The organism is Streptomyces narbonensis (assembly GCF_014649015.1).
Lineage (GTDB): Bacteria > Actinomycetota > Actinomycetes > Streptomycetales > Streptomycetaceae > Streptomyces > Streptomyces narbonensis.
Map to the genome: position 1 here is coordinate 26392 of NZ_BMSF01000011.1, position 13316 is coordinate 39707.

At 73.1% G+C, this 13316-nt stretch carries 13 protein-coding genes; 10 read left to right on the top strand and 3 right to left on the bottom strand.

Translation table 11 applies throughout. The features are described 5' to 3' along the window. Positions 1 to 21: 21 nt before the first annotated feature. The 10 genes from IE124_RS21595 (at position 22) to IE124_RS21640 (ending at position 11584) form a co-directional block, all read left to right on the top strand. Positions 22 to 2007, top strand: coding sequence for an AAA family ATPase (locus tag IE124_RS21595; RefSeq protein WP_189509547.1), 1986 nt, complete (start codon positions 22 to 24; stop codon positions 2005 to 2007). 147 nt (positions 2008 to 2154) lie between these two features. After that, positions 2155 to 3270 carry an alanine dehydrogenase gene (gene ald, locus IE124_RS21600; protein WP_189509548.1) on the top strand — a complete coding sequence of 372 codons (1116 nt, stop codon included), beginning with the start codon at positions 2155 to 2157 and terminating at the stop codon, positions 3268 to 3270. Between the two features lie 448 nt (positions 3271 to 3718). Continuing rightward, positions 3719 to 4744 carry a ParA family protein gene (locus IE124_RS21605; RefSeq protein ID WP_037631020.1) on the top strand — a complete coding sequence of 342 codons (1026 nt, stop codon included), beginning with the start codon at positions 3719 to 3721 and terminating at the stop codon, positions 4742 to 4744. Then, positions 4729 to 5235 (top strand): hypothetical protein, encoded by a 507-nt coding sequence (locus IE124_RS21610; protein ID WP_229832669.1) that lies wholly within the window; start codon positions 4729 to 4731, stop codon positions 5233 to 5235. The genes IE124_RS21605 and IE124_RS21610 overlap by 16 nt, the downstream gene beginning before the upstream one ends. Before the next feature lie 48 nt (positions 5236 to 5283). Continuing rightward, on the top strand, positions 5284 to 6597 hold the full coding sequence (locus tag IE124_RS21615; RefSeq protein ID WP_229832670.1) for a segregation and condensation protein A: 1314 nt from the start codon (positions 5284 to 5286) through the stop codon (positions 6595 to 6597). Positions 6598 to 6629: 32 nt separating this feature from the next. Next, a complete protein-coding gene (scpB, locus tag IE124_RS21620) occupies positions 6630 to 7187 on the top strand; it encodes an SMC-Scp complex subunit ScpB (protein ID WP_055646406.1) in 558 nt (185 codons plus the stop codon). Further along, on the top strand, positions 7187 to 8428 hold the full coding sequence (locus tag IE124_RS21625; RefSeq protein ID WP_189509549.1) for a pseudouridine synthase: 1242 nt from the start codon (positions 7187 to 7189) through the stop codon (positions 8426 to 8428). Before scpB ends, IE124_RS21625 begins: the two co-directional genes overlap by 1 nt. A gap of 335 nt (positions 8429 to 8763) precedes the next feature. Then, positions 8764 to 9831, top strand: coding sequence for an AAA family ATPase (locus IE124_RS21630; protein ID WP_189509720.1), 1068 nt, complete (start codon positions 8764 to 8766; stop codon positions 9829 to 9831). Beyond that, positions 9828 to 10565 (top strand): NUDIX hydrolase, encoded by a 738-nt coding sequence (locus IE124_RS21635; protein WP_189509550.1) that lies wholly within the window; start codon positions 9828 to 9830, stop codon positions 10563 to 10565. Before IE124_RS21630 ends, IE124_RS21635 begins: the two co-directional genes overlap by 4 nt. Beyond that, positions 10562 to 11584, top strand: coding sequence for an ADP-ribosylglycohydrolase family protein (locus tag IE124_RS21640; RefSeq protein ID WP_189509551.1), 1023 nt, complete (start codon positions 10562 to 10564; stop codon positions 11582 to 11584). The genes IE124_RS21635 and IE124_RS21640 overlap by 4 nt, the downstream gene beginning before the upstream one ends. Positions 11585 to 11734: 150 nt before the next feature. Here the strand turns inward: IE124_RS21640 and IE124_RS21645 are convergent, their stop codons facing one another. From IE124_RS21645 to IE124_RS21655, 3 genes are read right to left on the bottom strand one after another with little or no spacing between them, the layout of a single operon-like run. After that, on the bottom strand, positions 11735 to 12412 hold the full coding sequence (locus IE124_RS21645; RefSeq protein WP_189509552.1) for a nucleotidyltransferase domain-containing protein: 678 nt from the start codon (positions 12410 to 12412) through the stop codon (positions 11735 to 11737). Positions 12413 to 12422: 10 nt separating this feature from the next. Continuing rightward, on the bottom strand, positions 12423 to 12908 hold the full coding sequence (locus IE124_RS21650; RefSeq protein ID WP_189509553.1) for a Rieske (2Fe-2S) protein: 486 nt from the start codon (positions 12906 to 12908) through the stop codon (positions 12423 to 12425). A gap of 45 nt (positions 12909 to 12953) precedes the next feature. Beyond that, positions 12954 to 13298, bottom strand: coding sequence for a DUF952 domain-containing protein (locus IE124_RS21655; RefSeq protein WP_189509554.1), 345 nt, complete (start codon positions 13296 to 13298; stop codon positions 12954 to 12956). Positions 13299 to 13316: the final 18 nt, after the last annotated feature.

The window sequence follows — 13316 nt, forward strand, 5'->3', positions numbered from 1 at the left end:
AGGTGGACGGGAGCGTGGCCCGTGACGGATCAGGCGGTGGCGGCGGCCGTGGCCCGGCGGTTCTTCGGCCGGCAGCGGGAGTTGAAAGCCCTGCGCGCCGACATCGAGCGGACCGGCCTCGACACCCTCACGGGCCGCAAGGCCCCCCGCGCCCGGGTCCTGCTCGTCGCCGGCAAACCCGGCTCCGGACGCACCGCCCTCGCCGAGGAGCTGGCCGCCGGCCTCACCGACCGCTACCCCGACGGGGTGTTCCGCGCCAGGCTCACCGAACCCGGCGGCGACCCCGTCCCCACCGCCCGCGTCGCCCAGGAACTCCTGGCCGCGCTCGGCGTGGCCGAGCCGCCCGGCGCCGCCGAGGACGAGCTGACCGAGCTGGTCCGCCGTGCCTTCACCGGACGCCGGGCCGTCCTGATCCTCGACGACGCCGTCGACGCCGAGCAGGCCGACCCGCTGATCCCCGACGACCCCGACACCCTGGTCGTCGGCGTGTCGCGCGGACCGCTCACCGGCATCCCCGACGTACGGCCCTGCACCCTCGGCGGTCTCGACGCCAAGTCGGCCATCGAGCTGCTCACCGCCTTCACCGGCTCCGTCCGCATCACCGTGGACCCGCAGGCCGCCGAGACCCTCGTCGAGGAGTGCGGGGGGATGCCCGCCGCCGTCGTCCTCGCCGGAGGCTGGCTCGCGGCCCGTCCCAAGGCCTCCGTCGCCGACCTCGCGAAGCAGCTGCGCGCGCTGACCGGCGACCCGCTCACCCGGACCTTCCTGCTCGCCCACGAGGCGCTGCCCGCGACCGCCGCCCGGATACTGCGATTCCTCTCCCTGGCCCCGCTCGGCCGGGCGGACGCCCACACCGCCTCCGCCCTGGCCGGCTGTTCGGTCTCCGCGGCGGCCACCACCCTCACCGACTTCGCCGCCCTCGGGCTCGTCTCCGCCGCCGACGACGGGCAGTACGAGGTCCCCGGCCATCTCGTCCCCCTCCTTCGCGCTCAGCTGGAGGAGCGCGACCGGCCCGCCGAGGTGCAGCTCGCCCGGGCCCGGATGCTGGAGCGGACCGTACGGCTCCTCCAGTCGTGCCGTGCGGTCACCGAACCCGAGGGCTCCGCCGCCCGGCGGAAGCTCGCCGGTCTGCCGCGCGCCCTGCGCTTCCCGAACCGCGCCGCCGGGTCCGACTGGCTGTGCTCCCGGCAGCCCGTCCTGCTCGCCTCCGCCCGCCTCGCCGTCGCCGACGGGGAGCTCGACACCCTGGCCCGGCGGCTGATCGCCTCCTTCGTCAGGGCGCTGGCCGCGCACCGGGGCGCCGAGGCCGCCGCGCCCGAGCTGTACGGCCTGCACCGGCTGGTCCTGGACGTGGCCGAGCGGCGCGGGCTGCACCGCGAGCGGGCGGCGGCCCTGCTGAACCTGGCCGACCTGGACGCCAGGACCGGACGGACGAAGGACGCTCTGCTGCGATATCGGTTGGCTTTGGATGCCGGGAGGGCAGCAAATGATCCGTATGCCACCGGTCGGGCGATGGAATCCGTAGGTGGCTCGTATCAGGAGCTGGGGGACTGGCAGCGGGCCGGTGACTGGTACGGGCGGGCGCTCGCCCAGCGCCTCGCCCGGGACGAGCGCGCCGACCAGGCCCGGCTGTACGGCCGTCTCGGCGCCGTACAGACCTACGCCGGGCGGTACGGCGAGGCCCTGCGGAACTGGCGGGCCGCCGCGGCCGGCTACCGCAGGCTCGACGATCTCCCGGGCCACGCACGGGCGTTGAGCGAGGCGGCCCGGGTCCAGGAGTACGCGGGGCGCCCCGAGGAGTCGCTGCGGACCTGCGAGGAGGCGGTGGAGTGGGCCCGGCGGGCGCGCGACACCCGGCTCCAGGCGGCCCTCCAGCTGCGGCTCGCCGACACGCTCGACCGGCTCGGCGACCCCGCCGCGGCCGGGCTGCACAGGGCCGCAGCGGAGCGACTGCTGGAATCGCGCGCCGCAGCCTGCGAAATCCGTAGTGGGTTCGAGAAAGATTAGTACTTTGAAAGGCTAGACACCGGGAACTCCTTCATTAGACTGGGTCCGCCGCGTTCGAACGTGGTCTGCCCCGGTGCGCCGCAGTGCATACGGGTATGTATCGCAGTGCCCCAGTTGTCCCCTCAGATTCAAGGACCGTGATCGACGATGAAGGTCGGCATCCCCCGCGAGGTCAAGAACAACGAGTTCCGCGTGGCCATCACCCCCGCCGGTGTCCACGAGCTCGTCCGCAACGGCCACCAGGTCTTCATCGAGCAGAACGCCGGTGTCGGCTCCTCGATCACGGACGCGGAGTACGTCGGCGCCGGCGCCGAGATCCTCCCCACGGCCGACGAGGTCTGGGCCATCGCCGACCTGCTGCTCAAGGTCAAGGAGCCCATCGCGGAGGAGTACCACCGCCTCCGCAAGGACCAGACCCTCTTCACGTACCTGCACCTCGCCGCCTCCCGCGAGTGCACGGACGCGCTGCTCGAGTCCGGCACCACCGCCATCGCCTACGAGACCGTCGAGACCGCGAACCGCGCCCTGCCGCTGCTCGCCCCGATGTCCGAGGTCGCGGGCCGCCTGGCCCCGCAGGTCGGCGCGTACCACCTGATGCGCTCGGTCGGCGGCCGTGGCGTCCTCCCCGGCGGCGTCCCCGGCACCCACGCCGGCGAGTGCGTCGTCATCGGCGGCGGCGTCTCCGGCTGGAACGCCACGCAGATCGCCGTCGGCATGGGCTTCCACGTGACCCTGCTCGACCGCGACATCAACAAGCTCCGAGAGGCCGACAGGATCTTCGGCACCAAGGTGAAGACGATCGTCTCCAACGCCTACGAGCTGGAGAAGGCCGTCGTCGAGGCCGACCTCGTCATCGGCGCCGTCCTCATCCCGGGCGCCAAGGCCCCGAAGCTGGTCACCAACGAGCTCGTCGCCAAGATGAAGCCCGGAAGTGTCCTTGTCGACATTGCGATCGACCAGGGCGGTTGCTTCGAGGACTCCCACGCGACCACCCACGCCGAGCCGACCTTCCAGGTCCACAACTCGGTCTTCTACTGCGTCGCCAACATGCCCGGCGCCGTCCCGAACACCTCCACCTACGCGCTCACCAACGCCACGCTGCCCTACATCGTGTCGCTGGCGAACAACGGCTGGGTCGAGGCGCTGCGCCGCGACGCCGCCCTCGGTCTGGGCCTCAACACCCATGACGGCAAGGTGGTTTACAAGGAGGTCGCCGAGGCGCACGGCCTCGACCACGTCGAGCTGAGCACCCTCCTGGGCTGACCCGCGAGGCGTCGCCGTCAACCGGTGCCGTCAATGCCACACACCCGGCCGGACCTTGTTCGACAAGGTCCGGCCGGCCGTGCGTCCGGCCGCGTCCGGGGCCCGAGCAACTCGCCTCGAACGTAACCCTTTAACCGTTTCGCACACCCCTGAAACGTGCGGATGCATGCCTGTGCACCCTTGACAGAGACGTGTTCGGTTGCCGACACATCCGGCCGGGTCCGGCGGATTGTGTTGCTGCGGAGCGGTGACACGCCATAGAGTCGCCAACCGTCGGCATGGTGCCACGCTGACCTATCGATAAATGTTCCTGGTGACATCCAAGGAGGTAAGACGACTTGTGAATGAGTCGACAATTACTCCCGGGAGCGGTGCGCCAGGTGCTCCGATCGGCTCCGTCGCGGTGCGGACCTTCGCGACGCACCAGCCCATGACGACAGCCCACACGATGAAGACGATGGACGGCCTACACGTGAACGCCACGGCCGGCAACGAGATGGGCCGAGAGTCCACCCACTTCGCCGCCTTTGACGAGGTGCCCGAGGGGCACTTCTACGACCCCGACGCCGAGTACGAGCCCGACCCGGAGTACGCGGCCACCCTCGCACCCGACGCTGCCCGCCAGCGCCGCGAGCGGATCGGCCCCACCGGACGGCCCCTGCCGTACTTCCCGATCCCGGGTCCCCTGACCGACCACGGACCCGCCAAGATCATCGCGATGTGCAACCAGAAGGGCGGCGTCGGCAAGACCACGTCGACCATCAACCTGGGTGCCGCGCTCGCCGAGTACGGACGACGGGTGCTGCTCGTCGACTTCGACCCGCAGGGAGCCCTGTCGGTCGGCCTCGGCGTGAACCCGATGGAGCTCGACCTCACCGTCTACAACCTGCTCATGGAGCGGGGCATGTCGGCGGACGAGGTGCTCCTCAAGACCGCGGTGCCCAACATGGACCTGCTGCCGAGCAACATCGACCTCTCGGCCGCCGAAGTCCAGCTCGTCAGCGAGGTCGCGCGCGAGTCCACGCTCCAGCGCGCCCTGAAGCCGCTGATGAACGACTACGACTACATCGTGATCGACTGTCAGCCCTCGCTCGGCCTGCTGACCGTGAACGCCCTGACGGCGGCTCACAAGGTCATCGTGCCGCTGGAATGCGAGTTCTTCGCCCTCCGCGGAGTGGCACTGCTGACCGAGACGATCGAGAAGGTCCAGGAGCGGCTCAACCCCGACCTGGAGCTCGACGGCATCCTCGCCACGATGTACGACTCGCGGACCGTGCACAGCCGTGAGGTCCTCGCGCGCGTCGTCGAGGCCTTCGACGACCACGTGTACCACACGGTCATCGGGCGGACCGTGCGCTTCCCGGAGACCACGGTCGCCGGCGAGCCCATCACCACGTACGCCTCGAACTCCGTGGGCGCCGCCGCCTACCGTCAGCTCGCCAGGGAGGTGCTCGCCCGGTGTCACGCCGAGTGAGTCTGCCCGGCGCCGACGAACTCTTCCGTACGACCGGGGGGACGGCGCTCCAGTCGTCCTCACCCCGACGGGCCGTCCCGGCCCCGGCGGGCGAGAGCGACACGGCGGCGGCCGAGGGCTCCGCGGAGCACACGGCCGCGGACTCCGAGGCGGCAGAACCGCGGGCCCGGACGGCGGAGCCGGAAGGCCCCGCCGCCCCGAAGCCCGTGGGCCCCGCCGCGGTCCCGGCCCCGCAGGCCGCCCGGCGGCGCGGTGGCCGCACCCCGAACAGGCGGCCCAGCGGCCGTGAGCGCCACGACGAGAAGATCACGGTCTACGTCTCCGCCGAGGAGCTCATGGACCTGGAGCACGCCCGGCTGGTGCTCCGCGGCGAGCACGGCCTCGCCGTCGACCGGGGCCGGATCGTCCGGGAGGCGGTCGCCGTCGTCCTGGCGGACCTGGAGTCCCGCGGCGACGCGAGCATCCTCGTACGCCGCCTGCGCGGCCGCTGACGGTAGCCTGCGGGCTGCTGCCGAGCTCTCCGTTCCCCCTGGACCCCCATGCGCCACACCTCTGACGAAACGTCCCGCCCGCCGGGCCGCCGCCCCCTGGGCCGCGGCCCGGGCGGGACGCGGGGGCCCGCGCCCGACGGGGCGGGGGTGGAGCCGGCCGGGGCGGACGCTGCGGAGGAGCCTGCGGCGGAGACGCTGGTCGAACCCGTACCCGTCGCGGAACCCGTGGCCGAGTCGGTGGCCGAGTCGGTGGTCGAGTCCTTGGCCGGGCTCGAAGGCGGGCCTGTGGCCGAGTCCCCGGCCGGGCTCGAAGCCGAGCCCGTCGACGTGTTCATGGCCGAGTTTGAGGCCGAACCTGAGGTCGCACCCGTCGCGGAGGCTGCGGCCTCCCCGGCCGGACCTGCGCCCCGGGCCGTGCCCGAGCCCGTCGGCGAGTCCGGGGCCGTCGCTCCTGCCGGGGGCGAGGCCGGGGACGGACGGTTCACCGTGCGGCTCGCGAACTTCGAGGGGCCCTTCGACCTGCTCCTCCAGCTCATCACCAAGCACAAGCTCGACGTCACCGAGGTCGCCCTCTCCCAGGTCACCGACGAGTTCATGGCGCACCTCCGCGCCCTGGGCCCCGACGGCGACCTCGACCAGACCACCGAGTTCCTCGTCGTCGCCGCCACCCTGCTCGACCTCAAGGCCGCCCGGCTGCTGCCCGTCGCAGAGGTGGAGGACGAGGCCGACCTCGCCCTCCTGGAGGCCCGCGACCTGCTCTTCGCCCGCCTCCTCCAGTACCGCGCGTACAAGCGGATCGCGGAGATCTTCCAGGACCGCTGGGAGGCCGAGGGCCGTCGCCACCCCCGTACCGTCGGACTCGAACCGCACCACGCCGAGCTGCTCCCCGAGGTCGTCATCTCCATCGGGGCCGAGGGCTTCGCCAAGCTGGCCGTCAAGGCCATGCAGCCCAAGGCCGAACCCCAGGTGTACGTCGACCACATCCACGCCCCGCTCGTCAGCGTCCGCGAGCAGGCCGCCGTGGTCGTCGCGCTGCTGCGCGAGCGCGGGACCGCGGCCTTCCGCGAGCTGATCGAGGACGCAGGCGACCCCCTCACGGTCGTCGCCCGCTTTCTCGCGCTCCTGGAGCTCTACCGGGAGAAGGCCGTCGGCCTCGACCAGGAGACGGCCCTCGGGGAGCTCACTGTCACCTGGGCCGGCGGCGACGGGGAGGCCCGCGTCACCGACGAGTTCGACCGGGAACCCGACCCGGACCGGGAACCCGACCCGGACCGGGAATCCGACCTGGACCGGGAATCCGACCCGGATCCCGCAGTCGACCCGGACCCCGCATCCGCCCCAGAAACGGAGGCCCAGGAGTGAGCGACCTCAAGCCCTCCCTCGAAGCCGTCCTGATGGTCGTCGACGAGCCCGCCACCGAGCAGCACCTCGCCAAGGTCCTGGACCGGACCCCGCGCGAGGTGGCCGACGCCCTGCACGAGCTGGCCGACGAGTACACCGCCCAGGGCCGCGGCTTCGAGCTGCGGCGGGTGGCCGGCGGCTGGCGCTACTACACGCGGGCGGCCCACGCCGCAGCCGTCGAGGCCTTCGTGCTCGACGGCCAGCAGGCCCGCCTCACCCAGGCGGCCCTGGAGACCCTCGCGGTCGTCGCGTACCGCCAGCCGGTCAGCCGTTCCCGGGTCTCCGCGGTCCGCGGGGTCAACTGCGACGGGGTCATGCGGACCCTTCTCCAGCGGGGTCTGGTGGAGGAGGCGGGCGCGGAACCCGAAACAGGTGCGATCCTGTACAGGACGACGAACTACTTCCTGGAGCGGATGGGCCTGCGCGGCCTGGACGAACTCCCCGAGCTCGCGCCTTTCCTCCCCGAGGCGGAGGCGGTCGAGCCGGACTCGCTGGAAGGCGTCCCGTCGTTCGATCCGGACGCAGACGTAGACGACAAGACGGAAATTTGATGCGAAGCAGCAGCGGCAGGAACAGCAGCGGAAACAACGGCGGGAGCCGTGGTGGCAACAGCGGCGGCCGCGGCGGCAGCGGCGGTGGCCGCGGCGGCAGCAGCAGCGGTGGCGGTGGCTACCGGGGCGGCAGCGGCGGCGGCGGTCGTGGTGGCAGCGGAGGCGGTGCCGGTCGTGGTGGCAGCGGCAGCGGCGGTGGCGGTGGCTACCGCGGCGCCGGCGGCGGCCGCGACGACAGGCAGGGCGGCGGCAGCGGCAGGCCGCGCAACCCGCGTCCCGAGGAGCGCCAGTACGACGTCCCCGGCCTCGGCGGCTCCGCCGGCGGCCCCAAGAGCGGCCGCGGCTCCTCCGCGCGCGGTGGCGCCAAGGGTGGTCCCCGGCAGTCCCCGCAGCGCGGTGGCGGCCGTACGACCCCGGCCCGCTCGCGCGAGTACGACGCCCGCACGGAGGAGCGCAACCGGGAGCGGTACGCCGGCAAGCCGGAGATCAAGACCCCGAAGACCTTCCCCGGCGCCGAGCAGGAGGGCGAGCGTCTGCAGAAGGTCCTCGCCCGTGCCGGTATGGGCTCCCGGCGTGCCTGCGAGGAGCTCATCGAGCAGGCCCGTGTCGAGGTCAACGGCCAGATCGTGCTCGAGCAGGGCATGCGCGTCGACCCGGAGAAGGACGAGATCAAGGTGGACGGCCTGACCGTCGCCACCCAGTCCCACCTGTTCTTCGCGCTGAACAAGCCCTCCGGCGTCGTCTCCACCATGGAGGACCCGGAAGGCCGCCAGTGCCTGGGCGACTACGTCAACAACCGTGAGACCCGGCTCTTCCACGTCGGCCGGCTCGACACGGAGACCGAGGGCATCATCCTGCTCACCAACCACGGTGAGCTGGCCCACCGCCTCACGCACCCCAAGTACGGCGTGAAGAAGACCTACCTCGCCGCGATCACCGGCCCGCTGCCCCGCGAGGTCGGCCGCATGCTCAAGGACGGCATCGAGCTGGAGGACGGGTACGCCCGCGCCGACCACTTCCGTGTCGTCGAGCAGACCGGCAAGAACTACCTGGTCGAGGTCACGCTGCACGAGGGCCGCAAGCACATCGTGCGCCGGATGCTGGCCGAGGCCGGCTTCCCGGTCGACAAGCTGGTCCGTACGGCCTTCGGTCCGATCTCCCTGGGCGACCAGAAGTCGGGCTGGCTGCGTCGTCTGACCAACACCGAGGTCGGCATGCTGATGAAGGAAGTCGGGATGTAGTTCCCGCCCCCTCCGCGAGAGGCCCGTGACCGCACGTCGGTCACGGGCCTCTTTCGCGCTTGTGGCCGGGACCCGTCAGCATTTATAGTCAAGGTGACTCTTAAGGAGGCGGGTGTGAGCCGCACGTTCGTCTTCATCGTCCGCATCGCCCTCGCCGCGAGCGGCAGCCGGACCTGGACCCACGGGGGTGGACCAGGCTCCGGCTCCCTCCCGGTGCGCCGCACCGGCCGCACCGGGAGGGTCCGGCCGCTCGCGGTGGGAGGGGTGGGGACGGCATGGGATTCGACGGCATGCGTTCCGACGGCATGGGATTCGGCGGTATGAGCTCCGACGGCATGAGATCCCCGGGCTCGGGGCCCGAAGGCGGGAAGCCCGAGGGCGGTCCCAAGCGCTACGGCCACGGTCTCGTCCTCGGCCGGTTCCGTCCGCCGCACGCCGGTCACCACCACCTCGTCCGCGCCGCGGGCGAGCGGTGCGAGCGCCTCACCGTCCTCGTCCGCGCCGCCCTGGACGAGAGCCCGTCCCTGGCGGACCGGGTCGCCTGGATGCGCGAGATCCACCCGGACGTCCTCGTCGTCGGAGCCGTCGACGAGGACCTGGAGGCGGCCGTGCCCGAGCGTGTCGACGCGGTCTTCACCTCGGAGCCGTACGGGAAGGAGCCCGGCCGCCGCTTCGGCGCGGAGTCCGTGACCGTCGTCCCCGGCCCCGACCCCACCCGCTTCCCCGTCTCCGACGCCGCCGTCCGCGCCGACCTCCCCGGCTCCTGGGACTTCCTCGAGCCGCCGGTCCGCGCCGGACTCACCCGGCGCGTCGTCGTCCTCGGCGCCGAGTCCACCGGCGTCACCACCATGGCCCTCGCCCTCGCCGACCACTACCGGCGGCGCGGCGGCGTCTGGGCCCGCACCCGCTGCGTACCGGCGTACGGGCGCGAGCGCCGTGAACTCGAGCTCGCCGGACTCCGGGCCGAGCACTCCGGCGCCACCCGGACCGGCAGCGCCTTCCGCTCCTCCGACTTCCCCGTCATCGCGCAGCGCCAGGCCGAGCTGGAGGAGGAGGCCGCCCGCGACGGCTCGCCCGTCCTCTTCTGCGACACCGACGCCTTCGCCACCGCCATCTGGCACGAGCGGCACCTGGGCACCGCGAGCGCCGAGACCGGGGAGATCGCCGCCCGCGGCCGGCAGCACCTCTGGCTGCTCACCGACCACCGGGGCGTCGGCGGCGGGGACGACGGCCTGCGGCCCTGGATGACCGCGCGTCTCCTCACCCAGCTCGCCCGCACCGGCCGCCGCACGGCCGTCCTCAGCGGCCCCCACGAGGAGCGGCTCGCGTCGGCCGTCGCCGCCGTCGACGCCCTGCTCGCCGAGGGCGCCGGCCTCGCCGATCGCACCCAGGAGCGCCGATGAGCACCCCCAAGGTGCCCGAGGGCTACGACAGGTACGCCTTCGAACCCTTCGCCGTCACGGTCGACCTCGCCGTCCTCACCGTCCGCGAGGAGCGCCTGCACGTCCTCCTCGTCCAGCGCGGCCAGGAGCCGTACGCGGGGGAGTGGGCGCTGCCCGGCGGCTTCGTCCTGCCGCGCGAGTCCGCCGAGACGGCCGCCCTCCGCGAGCTCGCGGAGGAGACCGGGCTGCCCGGGGCCACCGTCGAGGGACTCCACCTCGAACAGCTCCGCACCTACAGCGACCCCGACCGGGACCCCCGGATGCGGATCGTCTCCGTCGCCTTCACCGCACTCGTCCCCGGCCTGCCCGAGCCGCGCGGCGGCGGCGACGCGGCCGAGGCGCGCTGGCTGCCCTACGGCGAGCACGGGCCGCTGGCCTTCGACCACGACCGGATCCTCGCCGACGCCCGCGAACGCGTCGGCGCCAAGCTCGAGTACTCGTGCCTCGCGACCGCCTTCTGCCCGCCGGAGTTCACCCTCGGCGAGCTGCGGCAGGTGTACGAGACGGTCTGGGGCGTCGAACTCGACCGCCCCAACTTCCGGCGCAAGGTCCTCACCACCCCCGGCTTCGTCCGGGCCGTGGAAGGACCGCCGCGCCGCACCGGCGGACGGGGGAAACCGGCCGCGCTCTACAGGGCGGGAGAGGCCACGGCCCTCCACCCGCCGCTGCTCCGACCGGAAGGACGATCCACATGACGCGGCAGACCGCCAAGAAGGCCGCCACAGGGGCGCTGATCGGGCTGGCGCTCGGCGACGCGCTGGGCTTCCCGACCGAGTTCCACGACGTGCCGTCGATCCTCGCGAAGCACGGCCCGTGGCGCAGGACGAAGCTGCCCGTGACCCGCGGCACGGCCTACGTCACCGACGACACCCAGATGACGCTCGCCCTCGCCCGGGCCGTCAGGGCGTGCGACGAGCGGGGAGTGGCGGGCCCCGAGCGGCTCGCCGCCACCATCCGCCGGGAGTACGTCCTCTGGTACCACTCGCCGGACAACAACCGCGCCCCCGGCAACACCTGCCTCCGTGCCTGCGAGCTCCTCGACGGCGAGGGCCTCTGGCAGGACGCCAGCCAGATCCACTCCAAGGGCTGCGGCGCCAACATGCGGGTCGCCCCGCTCGGACTCCGGCACCTGTACGACGAGCGGACCGCCGGCGCCGCCCAGCTCCAGGCGGCCCTCACCCACGGCCACCCCACCGCCCTCGCCGCCTCCGACCTCACCGCCCGCGCCGTGTGGCTCCTCGCCCAGGGCGTGGACCCGACCGGGCTCGTCGGACAGCTGCGCTCGTACGCGTACGAGAACCGGGACCGCTACCACGAGCACTGGCTCGGCGACCTGTGGACCCGCTCCCAGGACCCCAGCGCGGGGCACTTCATCCGGCGCGGCTGGGACGAGTGCCTGGCCGTCCTGGAGCGCCTGGACGCCGTCCAGCGCACGGCCGACCCGGAGCTCGATCCCTGCGAGTACACCGGCGACGGCTGGATCGCCGAGGAGGCCTTCGCGACCGGCCTGCTCTGCTTCCTGCTCTTCCCCGACGAGCCGCTCACCGCCCTGCGCAGGGCGGCCTGCACGCGCGGCGACTCCGACTCGATCGCGGCCCTCGCGGGCGCCTTCGCCGGCGCACACCTGGGCGCCGACGCCTGGCCGGAGGAGTGGGCGCGGCACATCGAGTACCGGAGCGAGCTGCTGGCCTTCGGTGCGCTCTGGGACGTCTGAACGGGGCCCTCGGCGTCTCCTCGGTCGAGGGGACGCTCTGGTCGAGCGGGGCGCCTCGGGCGAGGGTGCGCCTTGGTCGCGTGGTGCGGCCTGTCGAGAGGGCGCCTCGGGTGAGGGTGCGTCTTGGCCGCGCGGTGCGTCGGGAGGGCGTCAGAGCGAGGCGCGGCGGGCGCGGACCAGGAAGTCCTGGACGCGGGCGTGGTCCGGGGCGGCCGGGAGCGGGCTGGCGTCGTGGGCCCGGTCCGCCTCGTCCTGGAGGCGGTCCATCCAGGACTCGACCTCCTGCCACGACACCTCGCCGTGCTTGACCGCGAGGAACCGGTCGCGCTCCTCGCCGACGTCGACGCGGAGCTCGCCCGTGCGCAGCAGGTCACGGCAGCTCGTCAGCAGCCGCAGCAGGTGCATCGCGTGCTTCCAGCGCGGCGCCCCGTGCTGGCGGACGTCCGCGTCCAGCTTGCGCCGCTGGCCGCCGGCGTACCGGACGAAGGTCTGGTGGGCCTGCCGGGACAGGAACGCCCCGCGCAGGGAGAGCAGTTCGCGCCCGACGTCGTTCACGTGCTCGACGACGGGGGAGTGCAGGCACTCCAGGACGTTCGGGTTGTTGCGCAGGGCCAGTTCACAGAAGCGCTCCAGCTCCCAGCTGAACTGGTCCTCGCCCGGGCCCTCCACATGGGCCGGCGGCTTGTCGAACCGCCAGAAGAGCGGCGTCGGGGCGACATAGACGCCCCGGATGTCGGTGTCGCTGCCCTCGGTCGCCAGACCGAAGGCGCGCGAGCCCATCACGCAGGAGTAGATCGTGTGGTCGCGCACCAGCTCGTCCGGGGTCATGGCGGTCAGGCTACGCGAGGGTGATCGAGTCCCCCGAGACATTGATCTGCTCGGCCGGCAGTGGGCGGGGAGCCGGGCCCGCCGCCACCGAGCCGTCGGCGATGCGGAACTTGGAGCCGTGGCAGGGACAGTCGATGGTGCCGTTCGCGACCTTGTTCACCAGGCAGCCCTGGTGGGTGCAGACCGCGGAGAAGGCCTTGAACTCCCCGGCGGCGGGCTGTGTGACGACCACCTTCTCCCCGGTGAAGACCGTGCCGCCGCCCAGCGGGATCTCGGAGGTCCTGGCCAGTGGGGCGGCGCCGGTCGCCGTGGCCGAGGTGGCGGACGCCTCGGGTGTCGCGGAGGTCGCGGGGGCGCTCGGCGCGGCCGAGGTGTCGGGTGTGGCCGGGGCGGTGGACTCCGTACCGCCGTCACCCCCGCCGTCCGAGCCGCAACCCGTCGTCAGGGCCGCGGCGGCGGACAGGACGGTACGGCGGTTCGTGGCGCGTGAAGTCATGGCGCTCAGCTTGGCGGCGCCCGGGGCCCAGGTCCCGCAACACGCCTACGCGCGGGGCGTCAGCTCCCTCGCACGGCCGTCCGCGTCCCTGCGGACCTCCAGGACCTCCGTCACCGCGGCCCGCTCGATCCGCCCGTAGACGTGCGGGTACAACCTGCCCTCGGCGCCCTCCCAGCGGACCTCACCGCTCAGCCGGGACTCGTCGATCACCAGGACGAGGAGCGGGCCGGACGCGGACCGGTAGGGGCCGTCGGCGATCGCCAGGGCCGCGGGCTCGTCGGCCGAGCAGTGGACGAAGCCCTCGGACGCGAGCGACGCCGGGGCGTAGGGAGCGGTGGGATCGGCGGGGTCGGCGGACCATTCGGCGAGGGGTACGACGTGCAGCAGCATGCCGACTGTTCTACCGCG